Genomic DNA, 13,571 nt, shown 5'->3' with positions numbered 1-13,571 from the left:
GGAATCCAGCATCGCCGCCGCCGATCGATAAGACAACGGCGATTTGTCCATGTCGACACCAAGGAACGCTTATGCTTCAGCGCTGGTTCAGGGCTGCCTCAGCGCTGCCTCAGGGCTGCTTCAGCAGTTCCAGCTGGGCCGTGAGCGTGGGGACGTCACGGAACGTCAGGCCGAGCGCGGCCACGTGCTTCCAGCGCAGCACACCGTCTGCGTCCACCACGAAGACGGCCCGGCGCAGCATGCTGCCCAGACCGATCCCGTACGCGGCCACCGCGGTGCGCCCGGTGTCCGCGAGCAGCGGCATCCGCAGCTGGTGCTTGCGGGCGAAGCTCTCATGGCTCTCGATGCCCTGCGGGCTGATGCCCCAGACCGTGGCGCCCAGGTCGGTGAAGGCCTCGAAGCCGGAGGAGTAGGAGCACAGCTGCTTGGTGCAGACGGCCGTCTCGTCGCCGGGGTAGAAGGCCAGCACCACCGGGTGGCCGCGCTCGGCGGAGAGGGTGAGGTCGGAGTGGACCAGCTCGCCGTCGACCAGCTGCACGGCGGGCAGGGTGAAGTCGGGGGCGGGGCTGCCGACCTCGGGGGATTTCGCCATTCGGATCTCCGTAAGCACATCACGCAGGAGTGAGGGTCAAACGGATCATTCTCCTGCGGAACCGAAAAGACCAGCCCGCCGCCCTGGCGCCGGCCGACCCGTGGGTGCTCATGGGGACAGGCCGAAGGTGATCCGGTAGCCGGCCTCCCCGGTGGCGGTGAAGGTGCTGGTGGCGTCGTCGTCGACGTAGGAGTAGGCGAACGGCTCGGCCCGTTTGAAGTCGGCCGCGTAGTCCACCGGCCACTTGGTGGGGTCGCAGGCCGAGCGTGCCGCCCACTGGCCCCGGCAGCAGTACTGGTCCGTCCCGAACACCCCGCACGGCGACTCGCAGCCGACCACCGCGCCGCCGGCGTGGATCTGCAGCGCGGCCGGGCAGACCACCGGTTTGGTGCAGCCGGCGGCCGAGCAGCCGTCGGCGCTGATCGCGTCCTTGGAGGTGCCGCCGACCTGGTTGATCCACATCGGCAGGTTGGAGCCGTCGACCATGCTGACGTCGTAGAAGTCCAGCCCGTCCCAGGAGTTGAGGTTGAACTCGGCCAGTGTGGCCGGGATGGTTCCGTAGCCGGTGCACTGGAACCTGCCGCCGCAGTCGCCGGTCTGGCAGTGGCCGGTCCCCGAGGAGCTGAAGGTGCATCCGGTGCGGCCCCAGAAGCGGCCGTTCCAGTGGTCGGGGACCGAGACGGTCAGCGACTGGCCCGGTTTCAGCACCCATCCGGTGGTGTTCAGCGCGGGCTGGGCGGTCTGCTCGCCGGAGCCGACCCAGATGGTCTGCGACACCGCGTTGACGAAGGTGACGTTGCGGTGGCCCGCTGCGGCGGGGGAGGCCGAGGTGGCTCCCGTGGCAGCGGACGGTGCGCGGGAGGAGGAGGCGGCGGAGGTACGGGTTGCCGGGGAGCCGGAGGATCGGGCGGGGGTAGCCTTTGCCCGCACGGAGGCAGAAGCGCCGGGGGAGGCGGCGGAGGCGGACGGGGAGGCGGAGGCCGGCGGGGACTTGGAGACACTCGCGACCGGCGGATCCACCACCGCGACGCCGGCCGAGGCGGAGCCGGGTCGTCCCGACGTGTTGGCGATGACCAGGCACAACGCCGCCACCCCGGCGGCGGCCAGGGCCACCCACCACTTCCAGCTTCCGGAACGGCGTCTTGTGCCGCCCAGTCCTGAACTGCCCAGTCCTCTGGTTCCCATGCACAGGAGACGTGCGGGGCACCGCGCGACAACAGAAATCCCCCGGGAACCCTCGGACATTTCCGTTGTCGGCCGTGCCGCGCTCCGTCTCCTGTTACAGCGGGGCCCCCTGGTGCAGCGGACCATCCGGCAGCACGGGGCCCCGCACACCGGCCGAAGGGATACGGAGCGAGATGAGCGCAGGCGGACGGACCAGGAGGAACGGCCCGGCGAGCCAAGGCACGGTGCTGGCCGCCCGCGCGGGCGACGCCCGGGCCCTGGACCTGCTGGTGGCCGAGTCGCTGCCGCTGGTCTACAACATCGTCGGCCGTGCCCTGGACGGGCATCCGGACACCGACGACGTGGTCCAGGAGACCCTGCTGCGGGTGGTCCGGGGACTGGGCGACCTGCGCGAGCCCGAGGCCTACCGGTCCTGGCTGGTGGCCATCGCGGTGCGCCAGGTGCGCGATCGGGAGCGGGAGCGGAGCAGCTCCCGTGGCCACCAGGCCGGTCTGGACACGGTGGCGGAGGTGCCCGACCCGGCCTCCGACTTCACCGCGCTCACCGTGCTCAGGCTCGGCCTGACCGACCAGCGCCGCGAGGTGGCCGAGGCGACCCGCTGGCTCGACCAGGGCGACCGGGAGCTGCTGGCGCTCTGGTGGCTGGAGGAGACCGGCGAGATCGACCGGGCCGAGCTGGCCGAGGCGCTGGGACTCTCCGGTCGGCACACCGCGGTCCGGGTCCAGCGGATGAAGGAGCAGATAGAGACCGCCCGGACCATCGTCCGGGCGCTGCGGGCCGAGCCGGGCTGCCCCGGCCTGTACGAGCTCACCCGGGGCTGGGACGGCGTACCCGGACCGCTCTGGCGCAAGCGGCTGGCCCGGCACATCCGCGAGTGCTCGGTCTGCAACGGACAGAGCGCGTCGCTCTACCCGGTCGGGCAGTTGCTCGGCGGGCTGCCGCTGCTCCCGGTGCCGCCGACCCTGGCCGCCTGGGGCGTAGCGGGCACGCACAGCACGTTGCCGCAGATCGCCTCGCTGCGGCGCGGGCACCGTGCGGCGCCGAAGGGACGGGCGCTGACCCGCGGCCGAGCGCTGCTGCACGGGAAGGCGTTGGCGGTCTCGGCCGCAGCCACCGGGGTGGCCGCGGTCGCCGCGGGTGCGCTGGTGGTGTCGGGGCTGGGCGGCAGCCCGGCCGCGGCCACCCGGCCGATCGCGGCCGACCGGTCCACCGCGGCGGCCTCTGCCCCGTCGGCGGCACCCGTGCCGACCACGCCCTCGGCCAAGCCCTCGCCCTCCGCGGCCAGCCACAGCGCCACCGCCTCCCGCAGCGCGAGCCCGTCCCGTACCCCGTCCGCGTCGCCGGCCGCCCCGGCGGTGCAGGCGCCGGTCACCCCGGTGAGCTCGTCCAAGAAGGGGGTCAGCGCCTGGAGCTTCTCCGGCGTCGACAGCGCGCTGACCCAGTCCGGGGCCAGCTGGTACTACACCTGGTCGACCACCCACTCCGGCATCAGCACACCGGCGAACGTCGGCTTCGTCCCGATGATCTGGGGGTCGGGGTCGGTCACCTCGACCGCGCTGGCGCAGGCCAAGAGCGCCGGACCCTACCTGCTCGGCTTCAACGAGCCGGACATGTCCGCGCAGTCCAATATGACGGTCGATCAGGCACTGCAGCTGTGGCCGCAGTTGGAGGCGACCGGGAAGATCCTCGGCAGCCCCGCGGTCGCCTACGGGGGCGACACCGCCGGCGGATGGCTGGACCGGTTCATGAGCGGGGCCAAGGCGAAGGGCTACCGCGTCGACTTCATCGCCCTGCACTGGTACGGCAGCGACTTCACCACCACCGACGCGGTGTCCCAACTGCGCGGCTACCTCCAGGCCGTCTACGACCGCTACCACCTCCCCATCTGGCTGACCGAGTACGCCCTGATCAACTTCTCCGGCGGCACCAGCTACCCGACCGGGCCGCAGCAGGCAGCCTTCGTCACCGCGTCCACGAAGATGCTGTCCGGGCTGTCCTATCTGCAGCGCTACGCCTGGTTCGCCCTCCCCGCCTCGGACACGGCGCCCAGCACCGGGCTGTTCCGCAGCGGCCCGGTGGCCACCGATGCCGGAAAGGCGTTCGAGAGCGCGGGTGGATAATGCGGGTGCGGCGGGGATGACGGGCTGCGGAGTCCGGTGCTGAGGGGGGCTCAGACCGCCCTGCCGGAGGAGGAGTCATGTCCGTCACTTCCGTACCCGCGTCCGGATCATCCGGTACCTCCGGTGGTCCAGGCGCCTCCTTCGCGCGGCTGCGCGCGGAGGAGTACGGCTACCTGGACCGCAAGGGTCACGTCTACCTCGACCACACCGGCGCCGGACTGCCGGCCGAGTCACAACTCGCGGCCCACGCCGCGCGGATAACCGGCGACTGCTTCGGCAATCCCCACTCGGAGAACCCCACCGCGGCCGCCTCGGACCGGCTGGTCGCGGAGACCCGCGCGGCCGTGCTGCGGCATCTCAACGCCGACCCGGACGAGTACGCGGCGGTGTTCACCGCCAACGCGAGTGGTGCCTGCCGGGTCGTCGGCGAGGCGTACCGGTTCGGCCGCGGCAGCCGGCTGGTACTGCCGCTGGACAACCACAACTCGGTCAACGGCCTGCGCGAGTTCGCCCGTGCCAAGGGCGCCCGCACGGTCCATGTGCCGTTCGCCGGGCAGGAGTTGCGGATCTCCGAGGAGGCCCTGCTGCAAGCCCTCGGCCCGCGACCGGGTCCGCGCGGGCTGCTGCGTCGGCCGGGTGCACGCGCCGGGGCGCGCAACGGCCTGCTGGCCTACCCCGCGCAGAGCAACTTCACCGGGGTGCAGCACCCGCTGGAGTGGATCGAGGCGGCCCAACGGCTGGGCTACGACGTGCTGCTGGACGCGGCCGCCTATCTGCCGAGCAACCGGCTGGACCTCGGCCGGGTGCACCCGGACTTCGTGACCGTCAGCTGGTACAAGGTCTTCGGCTACCCCACCGGCATCGGCTGCCTGGTCGCCCGGCGCGAGGCGCTGGCCCGGCTGCGCCGCCCCTGGTTCTCCGGCGGCACCATCCAGGTCGTCAGCGCCCAGGGCGAGTGGCACCGGATGACCGACGACGAGACCGCGTTCGAGGACGGCACCCTCAACTTCCTCAGCATCCCGGACGTGGCCACCGGGCTCGGCTACGTCCAGGGCATCGGGATCGACGCCGTGCACGACCATGTGACGGGACTGACTGCCGGTCTGCTGGAGGGGCTGAGCGCCCTTCGCCACAGCAACGGCGCGCCGCTGGTCCGGCTCTACGGCCCGGAGACCACCGAGCGCCGCGGCGGCAGCGTCACCCTCAACCTGCTGCACCCGGACGGCACCGTGGTGGACGAACGCATCGTCAGCCGGGAGAGCAGCGCGCGCGGCATCTCGCTGCGGACCGGCTGCTTCTGCAATCCGGGCGCGGGGGAGGGGGCTTTCGGCATCCCGCGCCGGCTGCTCTCCGGCGCGGTCCGCCGCACCACCGGCACCATCGACGACTACCTGACCCGGCTCGGACTGCCCTCCGGCGGCGCGGTCCGGGTCTCGTTGGGGCTCAGCTCCAACCAGGCCGACGTCGACGCCCTCCTCGGCTTCCTGGCCGAGGTCTACCGGGACCGGCGGCGCGGGGACGAACAGCTCAGTCCGCGACTGCGCTGCTGAGCGGCGGCGCGACGTTCACGGCGACGGTGCGACGGTCACGGCGACGGCGCGGGCCCGGGGGCAGCTCCGGGCCAGCAGCGCCCAAGCCCCGGTCAGGAACAGCACGGTGAAGCCGGCCAGCCAGATCCAGCCGCGCGCCGTCGGCCCGCCGAAGGTGTCCCCGTAGGAGGCCAGCAGCGGTGGGCCCAGCGGTGAACGGCCGTGTGCCCAGAGCGCGTTCAGGCCGATGCCGCTGCCCAGGGACTCGAACGCCCAGCGGTTGGTCATCGCCCAGCTCAACGCCCAGCCGGGCCAGGCCATCTGCGGCACCGGGACGAACGCCCCGGAGAACAGCACCTGCGGGAAGCAGAGCAACGGGAGCATCAGCGTGGCCTGTCCGGGCTCCGACACCGCCGCCGACGCCAGCAGGCCCAGGGCCAGCGCCGCGGCCGAGGCCAGCACCGTGGTGGCGAACAGCGAGCCGTAGACGGACCAGCCGGCGGCCGGCAGCCGGTCCAGTGCCCGCAGCACCGCCAGCAGCAGCGCATCGGCCGCCGCCAGCACCGGCAGCAGCACGGTCGCCTTGGCCAGCACGTACGGGCCAAGCCGAAGCACCGTCAGGCGCTCCCGGCGGACCACGGCGATCTCGGTGCAGATCTGAAGCAGGCCGTAGGTGAGGCCGAAGAAGAAGGCACCGAAGGCGATCCAGAAGAGGATCATCGCCGCCGTGCCGGGGCTCGGATCGGCCGGGTCGAACGCCCCGGCCCGGAACAGCATCACGAACATGATGACGATCATCACCGGCGATCCGGCCAGCACCGCGACCGAGAGCCGGTTGCGGATCATGATGTCCGCACTCCGCCGGGTGAGCAGCGCCCACTGGCCCAACGCGCCGAGCGGGCGGAGCGGCTGAGCGGGCGCGGACCGGGCCTCGGCCGTGGGTACGTCGGCTCCGGGCCCTTCATCGGCCAGGTCGGGCGTGTCCGCCGTCACCACGCCGTAGACCTCCTCGACGGTGTCCACCCCGAAGTGTGCGCCGAGCCCTTCCGGCGGACCCAGGTGGACCAGGCGCCCGTCCGGGCTGAGGAAGCCCACGGTGTCGCAGCGCGACAGGTCCGCGGGGGTGTGGGTGGTGAGCACCACCGCCGTACCCCGGCGGCTCAGATCCCGGAGCAGGGTGATGAGTTCGGCCCCGGTGGCGGGGTCCAGGCCGGAGGTGGGCTCGTCCAGGAACAGTACGGCGGGGCGGGTCAGCAGCTCGACCGCGATGCTCGCGCGCTTGCGCTCGCCCCCGCTCAGCAGCCCGACCCGCACCCCGGCGCGCCCGGTCAGCCCGAGTGCGTCGAGCACCCGGTCCACGGCGGACTGCACCTCGGCGCTGCCCGTCCCGGCCGGGAGCCGCAGCCGGGCCGCGTACGCCAGGGTCCGGGCCAGCGGGAGGTCACGGTGGATAATGTCGTCCTGCGGCACGAACCCGAGTTCGGCCTGCGAGTCGCCCGCCGGTACGTCCGCGCGCAGCACCGTCCCCCGGTCCGGCGCGCGGACCCCGGCCAGGACCTCCAGCAGCGTGGTCTTCCCGGCCCCGCTGCTCCCCGCCAGCGCCAGCAGCCGTCCCGGCTCGACCGCCAGCGATATCCCACGCAGGATCTCCCCACCGCCCCGGGCAACGACCCCCACCCCCCGGGCCACGATCCGCGTCGGCCCGGGCACCGCCCCGGACCGGGTGGTCTCGTCATATCCCTGCATCTGAACATCCCCGCATCTGACTCCCCGCCACCTCTGCCGCTGCACCGCCGGACCAGTCACCCTGTTCCGGTCGGGGCCAGAGCCTAGCCGCTGTGCGAGCCGCCTCCCGCCGGGACGTCGACGACGGTCAGGTAGAGCGTCGCCGATGCCAGGAAGGGCCCTTCAGCGAGATGCTCCAGCCAGCGCTGCGCCTCCCCGTCACTGAGATAGCCGGCTGCGACTGCCCGTTCTGTGTTGCGCTGGATGCCGAGCACCTGGTCGGCCTCCCGGACGTCCCGGATCACCGTGACGACGGGGAGGACGGCGGAGACGGTGAACCCGGCCTCTGTCGCCAGTCGGGCCAACTGCCGTCCCAGCGCGCCGTTGCGGACGATCCGTTCGGCGATGTGGCGGGTGTAGGCGCGGGAGAGTTCCAGGTCGGGGTGGTCGATGGCGAGCGCCTCCCAGTCCGGCTCGGCCATCACCAGCCGCCCGCCGGGTCGCAGCACCCGCCGGGCCTCGGCCAGCACCCGGCCCGGGTCGGCCACATGCTGCAGCACCCGGTCGGTGTGCGCCCGGTCGACGCTCGCGTCCGCGTACGGGAGCGCATGGATGTCACCTTGCTGCACCGTCACTTGGGTCAGTTCCGCGGTCCTGGCCCGCGCCCGCTCCAGCATCCCGGGGTTGGCGTCGATCCCGAACACCGCCCCGGACGGCGTGACGGCCTCGGCGAGTGCTGCCAGGTCGGTTCCCGGGCCGCAACCCAGGTCGAGCACGGTCTGCCCCGGACGTACGTTCAGGGCCTCCACCGCCAGCTGCTTGTACGACTGCGCGAACTCCGTTGCGGCGATCCGGTCCTGGTAGCCGATCCGGTCCGGCACCGCGGTCTCGAAGAGCTGCTCGGCGACCCGGGCCGTGGAAGCCAACTCCCGTTCGAGCGTCTCCCGTCCGGAAGGCGTGAGCTGGAACGGGAGTTGACGCCCCCGCAGCTCCATCCGCTCGATCAGCCCCTTGGCCTCCAACCGGGCGAGGGCCCCCGACAGACTCCCACGGCCCAGGCGGGCACCGGTCAGCTTCTCGATGGCGGTGTTGATCGCATATCCGTGGAGCGGTGGACCGTCGGCGAGGACGAACAGGACGAGCATCTGGGCATCGTTGGTGCGCATGGCTGTTGCCCCCTCAATGACACGCGGTGCGTGTTAGTGGTTGGGGAGGAGTATGCACTATGGGGATGGGGCGGGGTGGGGGAGGCGGGGTGGCGTAGTCGGTTGCTTGCGGCAGCTGTAGGTGGCTTACATGGCGCCACCGTTGCCGCCCTCCGCCGTCCGTGGCTTGTTGCTGTTGCTCGCTTCGCTCGCGGCGACAAGGGCGGGGGAGGGGTGCGGGGTCTCGCCGTTGCCGGGCGGCGGGCGGTCGGTGGTGGGGCTGGAGAAACGATTCGCCAGGTAGGTGTCCTCTACACGTTGGGTCAATCTTCGGACATTGGGTCAGTTGATCTACGTGAATGCCCGGATATGTCCGACATCTCCGTACGACGAGTGACCCGATGTACGAGAAGTGACCCCAGTTCAGGCAACTCGACCCGCCGCACGAGCGCAGCGAGCAACAGCAACAAGCCACGGACGGCGGAGGGCGGCAACGAACCCGCCACGTAAGCCACCCGCAGCTGCCGCACACCAGCTACGCCGCACCCGAACCTGTCCCCGAAACGGAGACAGGACCCCTCCCTGGAACGCGCCGCCCCCGCACTCACCTCACAGGTACAACCCGTCCCGGGCCACCGCGGTCTGGGGCTGGAGCAGCATTCCCGGGCCCTGGCGGAGGGCGTAGAGCTCGGCGAGGGTCGCGCCGCCCGGTGGGGTGGGGGCTGCGGAGGCGAGCCAGGTGGTGGATTCGGCTTCGGTGAGCGGGCCGACCTCGATGCGGGCGAGGCAGCGGCCCGGGCGGACCACGGCGGGGTGGAGCCGTTCCAGGTCCTCGTTGGTGGTCACCGCGACCAGCACCTTGCGGCCCTGGCCGAGCAGACCGTCCGTCAGGTTCAGCAGCCGGGAGAGGGCCTGGCCGGCCGCGCGCTTGGCGCCGCCGCGGATCAGTTCGTCGCAGTCCTCCAGGAGCAGCAGGCGCCACTGCTCCTCGCCGCTGTCGTCGTTGCCGCCGTGGTGCTGGCGCTGCGGGCCCAGGGCGACCTCGATCAGGTAGCCGGGGTCGGAGAACAGCCGCTCCGGGTCGAGCACGCACTCCACCGAGCACCATTCGCGCCAGGCCCGGGCCAGGGTCCGCAGCGCGGTGGTCTTCCCGGTGCCGGGCGGACCGTGCATCAGCAGCAGCCGGCCCATCACCTGGTCGGGCTGCAGCCGCATCAGGCCGTCGAAGGAGTCGACGACGCTGCGGGTGTAGTTGGCGCGGACCGCGTCCCAGCCGGGCGCCTCGATCCGGCGCCGGGCGCGTACCGGTCCGCGGCCGGCGGCGAGGTGCCAGAAGCCCATGGCGACGACGTCCTCCTCGGTGGGCTTCTCCTCCTCCGCGCCGTCGATGGCCTGCGCCAGGATGTCCCGGGCGAGCTCGTCGTCGGCGGCGGTGACGGTGACGTCCGCGTTGACCGTCCCGCCGTTGCGCCACCAGGACGCCTTGAGGGTCCAGCCGGGGCCGTCCGCCAGCAGCACCGTACGGCTGTCCGCCTCACTGCGGCGGATCACCCGGGCCCCGGGCGGCAGCAGTGTCGCGTCGGGCTTGGCCGGGCTGACCGAGGCCGACCTGGCCCAGGGCTGGGCACCGGTGCTGAAGGAGGCGAGCGCGAGGGCGTCCACGACGTCGCCGGGGCCGTCCCCGTCGTCCAGGCTGATGCGCAGCGGCAGCAGGTCGGCGGGCTCGACGGAGGCGGCCGTCCCGTCGCTCGGACCGGCCTGATGCAGAAGAGTCATGCAGGAGATGATCCGCTACGAGCAGCCCTCGGCACAGCGGTTTTTGGAGTCGATCACCGCGTGCTGCCGACGGCCGGCCCGGAGCCCCCAGGTGGCGTGGGAAGCCGTCACGAGGGGGCGCCGAGGGGTGGCTCGGCTGGGTCGGGCCGCGCTTCGGGGCTCGTCGCCGGGAAGGGCGGTGCGACGTGACTCACATCAAGCCATCAACGTGATGCATCGTCAATAGCGTTGTCATTATTCATGAGTTGAACACATCAGACGCCGGACGGGGTGACCCGGGCGCCCCTCCTGCGCCGACTTCGCTACGGGGCGACCCGTGATGCGGGATCATTTCGAGGGACAGTACGATCAGTTGAACCGTCCGGTGGAAGAGGGTAGGGACAGCGTGTCCGAGATGTCAGCCGATCACCTGCACGAGGACAGCGACCCGGACCGGGCCCCCTCACACGATCTGCGGCCGGACATACCGCACTCGGCCCGGCTCTACGACTACTACCTGGGCGGGAAGGACAACTTCCCGGCCGACCGCGCCGCCGCGGCCCAGGTGGTGGAACTGCTGCCGCACGTCCCGGCCGGAGCCAGGGCCAACCGCCGCTTCCTGGGACGGGCCGTGCGCTCCGCGGCTGAGCTGGGCATCCGGCAGTTCCTCGACATCGGCACCGGCATCCCGGCCGCGGGGAACACCCATGAGGTGGCCCAGGCCGTCGACCCCCGGTCGCGGGTGGTCTACGTCGACAACGACCCGATCGTGCTCGCCCACGCCCGCGCCCTGCTGCGCGGCACCCAGGAGGGGCGCACCGGCTACGTGGACGCGGACGTCCGCGACCCGGAGAAGATCCTCGGCTCGGCCGAGAGCCGCGAACTGCTGGACTTCAGCCAGCCCCTCGCGCTGATCTGCGTGGCGCTGCTGCACTTCATCCCGGACCACGAGAACCCGGCCGACGTGCTCGCCCGCTACACCTCCGAGCTGGCGCCCGGCAGCGTGGTGATCCTCTCGCACGCCACCGGTGACCTGATGGACGCCGAGAAGCTGGCCGCGGCCGCGGCGGCGCTCCAGACGGTGAACAGCTCCGGGGTGAGCCTCACCCCGCGCACCCATGCCGAGGTGCTGCGCCTCTTCGAGGGCCTGGAACTGCTGGAGCCCGGTGTGGTGCCGGTCCACGAGTGGCGCCCGGACGGCGACCTGGAGGACACCGTGCTGCCCCGCTCGCACGCCAACGCCTACGGCGGCGTGGCGCTCAAGCTGTAGCGGCGAGCCCGGTGGTCGCGGCTCCGCTCCCCGCCTCCTCCGCGAGCAGCAGTCGGTGCACCGCCACGGCCGCCGCGCGGCCGGCCCGGTTGGCGCCGACCGTGCTGGCGGAGGGGCCGTAGCCGACCAGCTGGACCCGGGGGTCGGCGACGACCCCGGTCCCGGTCGCGTCCAGCCGGATGCCGCCGCCGGGGGAGCGCAGGTTCAGCGGTGCCAGATGGCCCACCTCGGGGCGGAATCCGGTGGCCCAGACCACCACGTCGAAGCGCTCGGTGCGGCCGTCCGGCCACACCGCCCCCTCCGGGGTGAGCCGCTCGAACATCGGCAGCCGGTGCAGCGCACCCAGCTCCCTGGCCCGGAGCAGCGCCGGCGTCGGCGGCAGCCCGGTGACCGAGACGACGCTGGCCGGCGGCAGCCCGGCGCGGACCCGGCGCTCCACCAAGGCGACGGCGGCGCGGCCGATCTCGGGGGTGAACCGGTCCTCGCGGAACACAGGTGGACGCCTGGTCACCCAGAGGGTGTCGGCGACGGCCGCGGTCTCGGCCAGGACCTGGATCGCCGAGGCCCCGCCGCCCACCACCAGCACCCGCTGCCCGGCGAACTCCTGCGGACCCAGGTACTGCGAACTGTGCAGCTGCCGGCCCCTGAAGTCCGCGGCGCCGGGGACCGCGGGGACGAACGGCCTGGTCCAGGTCCCGGTCGCGTTGATCAGTGCCCTGGTGGTCCAGGTGCCGGAGTCCGTCTCCACCAGCAGTCGCCCGGCACCGCCCTCCCGTACCGCGCGGACCCGCACCGGACGCAGCACCTCGAGGTCGTGGGCGCGCTCGTAGGCCGCGAAGTACTCCGGCAGTGCCTCGCGCGCCGGGCGCTGGTCGGCGAAGGGCGGCAGCGGCATGCCGGGCAGCTCGTGGAAGCCGTGCACGGCGGCCATGGTGAGGGTGGGCGGCCGGTGCGCCCAGGCCCCGCCTGGGGCCGCGCCGGCGTCCAGCACGGTGAAGCCGGTGCCGGGCAGCAGACCGCGCCGCCGCAGATGGAACGCCGCCGACAGGCCCGCCTGCCCGGCGCCGATCACCACGACGTCACTGCTTCGGGCGTCGCTTCGATGCTGTACTGCTTCCTGGGCAACCATCACACAGCTTGAACAATCCGCAGGGGTGAGCTTCTTCCGCTCCGCGTAGTCCTCGGGTGGTAGGACGCCGTACGGGGGGACCCCGAGATTCCTAGGGGTAGGCCGGGTCCTCAGGGCGGATCACCTGAGCGCCGCCTGCTCCTAGCTTGGATCCATGGGATCCATGGAGCGTACGAGCGAGCAGGCGATCATCGACCGTCGGGTACTGGCCCAGCGGGACGCGGACGGGTGGCTGTTCCTCGTCGAGGCGGCGCAGGGCGGACTGGTGGCGCTGCGGACGGCCTGGAAGTCGGCGCTGCGCCCGGGGCCCCCGGGTCGGCGGCGGCCGGCCCGGGTGCCACCGGTGTCCGGAGGAGCCCCGCGATGAGCTGGGTCCAGCAGGTGCTGCTGCAACTGCCGCCGCCGGCGGTGTACGGGGCGGTGGCGGCCGTGGTGCTGGCCGAGTCGGTGCTGCTGCTGAGCGCCTTCGCGCCGAGCCTGACCACGCTGCTGATCGCGGGCTTCCTGGCCCGGAGCGGAACGGTGCAGCTGCCGCTGGTGATCGCCACCGCGGTGGCCGCGGTGCTGCTGGGGGACCTGCTGGCGCAGCGCACCGGACGGGCGCTGGGGCCCCGGCTGGGCACCGGCCGGATCGGGCGGCGGGTGCCCGCGGCGATGCTGACCCGCACCTACCGGCTGCTGGCCCGACGCGGGGGAGCGGCGGTCCTGGTCTGCCGGTTCATGCCGGTGGTACGGACCCTGGCGCCGCACCTGGCCGGCGCGGCCGGACTGGGGTACCGCAGGATCGCGCCGTACAGCCTGGTCGCCGCGGTGGTCTGGGCCTCGGCCGAGTCGGTGACGGGGTACGAGGTCGGCGCCTCGTACAGCCGACTGACCTCGCTGGGACCGCTGCTCGGAGCGGCTGCTGCGGTCCTGGTGCTGGCGACCGTACTGGTGCTGCGGCGCAGGGCGCGTGCGCGGGTTGCCGAGCCCCTGGCGATTCCGCGGCAGACCGTCCCCGCCCGGGAGCTCGAACCCTCGCTGGCCGGTCATCCTGCGGAGTGACGCCGTACGGGTGCAATTAGTGACAATGAATGCCTATTCGCCCATCTGTCGACAAATTGATGCGTCGTTGAGTGTGT

The 13,571-nt window shown here is 72.6% G+C and carries 12 protein-coding genes; 5 read left to right on the top strand and 7 right to left on the bottom strand.

The genetic code is table 11. The features are described 5' to 3' along the window. Positions 1-109 precede the first annotated feature (109 nt). Together IF29_RS0131510 and IF29_RS0131505 are read right to left on the bottom strand one after the other, a co-directional pair. Positions 110-592 (bottom strand): peroxiredoxin, encoded by a 483-nt coding sequence (locus tag IF29_RS0131510; protein ID WP_030261989.1) that lies wholly within the window; start codon positions 590-592, stop codon positions 110-112. Positions 593-700: 108 nt separating this feature from the next. Further along, a complete protein-coding gene (locus IF29_RS0131505) occupies positions 701-1,705 on the bottom strand; it encodes a thaumatin family protein (protein ID WP_051726273.1) in 1,005 nt (334 codons plus the stop codon). Positions 1,706-1,950: 245 nt separating this feature from the next. Here IF29_RS0131505 and IF29_RS0131500 point away from each other — a divergent pair, with 245 nt between their 5' ends. Next, the gene (locus IF29_RS0131500) at positions 1,951-3,897 is read left to right on the top strand and encodes a sigma-70 family RNA polymerase sigma factor (protein WP_051726272.1); all 1,947 of its coding nucleotides are present in this window, start codon (positions 1,951-1,953) and stop codon (positions 3,895-3,897) included. A 77-nt stretch (positions 3,898-3,974) separates the two neighbouring features. Continuing rightward, the gene (locus IF29_RS0131495; RefSeq protein ID WP_084715286.1) at positions 3,975-5,447 is read left to right on the top strand and encodes an aminotransferase class V-fold PLP-dependent enzyme; all 1,473 of its coding nucleotides are present in this window, start codon (positions 3,975-3,977) and stop codon (positions 5,445-5,447) included. 15 nt (positions 5,448-5,462) lie between these two features. Here IF29_RS0131495 and IF29_RS0131490 read toward each other — a convergent pair whose 3' ends face one another. The 4 genes from IF29_RS0131490 to IF29_RS0131480 form a co-directional block, all read right to left on the bottom strand. Beyond that, positions 5,463-7,172, bottom strand: coding sequence for an ATP-binding cassette domain-containing protein (locus IF29_RS0131490; protein WP_084715284.1), 1,710 nt, complete (start codon positions 7,170-7,172; stop codon positions 5,463-5,465). An 83-nt stretch (positions 7,173-7,255) separates the two neighbouring features. Next, positions 7,256-8,317: a methyltransferase domain-containing protein gene (locus IF29_RS0131485; RefSeq protein WP_030261976.1), complete on the bottom strand. Its 1,062-nt coding sequence runs from the start codon at positions 8,315-8,317 to the stop codon at positions 7,256-7,258. 126 nt (positions 8,318-8,443) lie between these two features. Further along, on the bottom strand, positions 8,444-8,623 hold the full coding sequence (locus IF29_RS46375) for a hypothetical protein (protein WP_157624023.1): 180 nt from the start codon (positions 8,621-8,623) through the stop codon (positions 8,444-8,446). 282 nt (positions 8,624-8,905) lie between these two features. Next, a complete protein-coding gene (locus tag IF29_RS0131480; protein WP_051726271.1) occupies positions 8,906-10,072 on the bottom strand; it encodes a DUF5925 domain-containing protein in 1,167 nt (388 codons plus the stop codon). A 394-nt stretch (positions 10,073-10,466) separates the two neighbouring features. Between IF29_RS0131480 and IF29_RS0131475 the strand changes: the two genes are divergently transcribed. Beyond that, positions 10,467-11,321 carry an SAM-dependent methyltransferase gene (locus tag IF29_RS0131475; RefSeq protein WP_030261970.1) on the top strand — a complete coding sequence of 285 codons (855 nt, stop codon included), beginning with the start codon at positions 10,467-10,469 and terminating at the stop codon, positions 11,319-11,321. Here IF29_RS0131475 and IF29_RS0131470 read toward each other — a convergent pair. Then, the gene (locus IF29_RS0131470; RefSeq protein WP_051726270.1) at positions 11,311-12,450 is read right to left on the bottom strand and encodes an NAD(P)-binding domain-containing protein; all 1,140 of its coding nucleotides are present in this window, start codon (positions 12,448-12,450) and stop codon (positions 11,311-11,313) included. The two genes, IF29_RS0131475 and IF29_RS0131470, sit on opposite strands and share 11 nt — an antisense overlap. A gap of 154 nt (positions 12,451-12,604) precedes the next feature. Between IF29_RS0131470 and IF29_RS0131465 the strand changes: the two genes are divergently transcribed. Continuing rightward, positions 12,605-12,817: a hypothetical protein gene (locus IF29_RS0131465; protein WP_157624022.1), complete on the top strand. Its 213-nt coding sequence runs from the start codon at positions 12,605-12,607 to the stop codon at positions 12,815-12,817. After that, entirely contained in the window at positions 12,814-13,494 is a 681-nt protein-coding gene (locus IF29_RS0131460; RefSeq protein ID WP_063757660.1) for a DedA family protein, read from the top strand. The genes IF29_RS0131465 and IF29_RS0131460 overlap by 4 nt, the downstream gene beginning before the upstream one ends. Positions 13,495-13,571: the final 77 nt, after the last annotated feature.

It is taken from the genome of Streptacidiphilus jeojiense, assembly GCF_000719095.1.
Classification (GTDB): domain Bacteria; phylum Actinomycetota; class Actinomycetes; order Streptomycetales; family Streptomycetaceae; genus Streptacidiphilus; species Streptacidiphilus jeojiensis.
The sequence above is the reverse complement of the archived record's forward strand: the minus strand, read 5'-3'. Positions and strand labels throughout refer to the sequence as shown.

Excerpts from the sequence above, each read along its gene's own strand:
- IF29_RS0131510 (WP_030261989.1), bottom strand. The coding sequence starts at position 592 with ATGGCGAAATCCCCCGAGGTCGGCAGCCCCGCCCCCGACTTCACCCTG.
- IF29_RS0131500 (WP_051726272.1), top strand. The coding sequence starts at position 1,951 with ATGAGCGCAGGCGGACGGACCAGGAGGAACGGCCCGGCGAGCCAAGGC.
- IF29_RS0131495 (WP_084715286.1), top strand. The coding sequence starts at position 3,975 with ATGTCCGTCACTTCCGTACCCGCGTCCGGATCATCCGGTACCTCCGGT.
- IF29_RS0131490 (WP_084715284.1), bottom strand. The coding sequence starts at position 7,172 with ATGCAGGGATATGACGAGACCACCCGGTCCGGGGCGGTGCCCGGGCCG.
- IF29_RS0131485 (WP_030261976.1), bottom strand. The coding sequence starts at position 8,317 with ATGCGCACCAACGATGCCCAGATGCTCGTCCTGTTCGTCCTCGCCGAC.
- IF29_RS0131480 (WP_051726271.1), bottom strand. The coding sequence starts at position 10,072 with ATGACTCTTCTGCATCAGGCCGGTCCGAGCGACGGGACGGCCGCCTCC.
- IF29_RS0131475 (WP_030261970.1), top strand. The coding sequence starts at position 10,467 with ATGTCAGCCGATCACCTGCACGAGGACAGCGACCCGGACCGGGCCCCC.
- IF29_RS0131470 (WP_051726270.1), bottom strand. The coding sequence starts at position 12,450 with ATGGTTGCCCAGGAAGCAGTACAGCATCGAAGCGACGCCCGAAGCAGT.
- IF29_RS0131465 (WP_157624022.1), top strand. The coding sequence starts at position 12,605 with ATGGGATCCATGGAGCGTACGAGCGAGCAGGCGATCATCGACCGTCGG.
- IF29_RS0131460 (WP_063757660.1), top strand. The coding sequence starts at position 12,814 with ATGAGCTGGGTCCAGCAGGTGCTGCTGCAACTGCCGCCGCCGGCGGTG.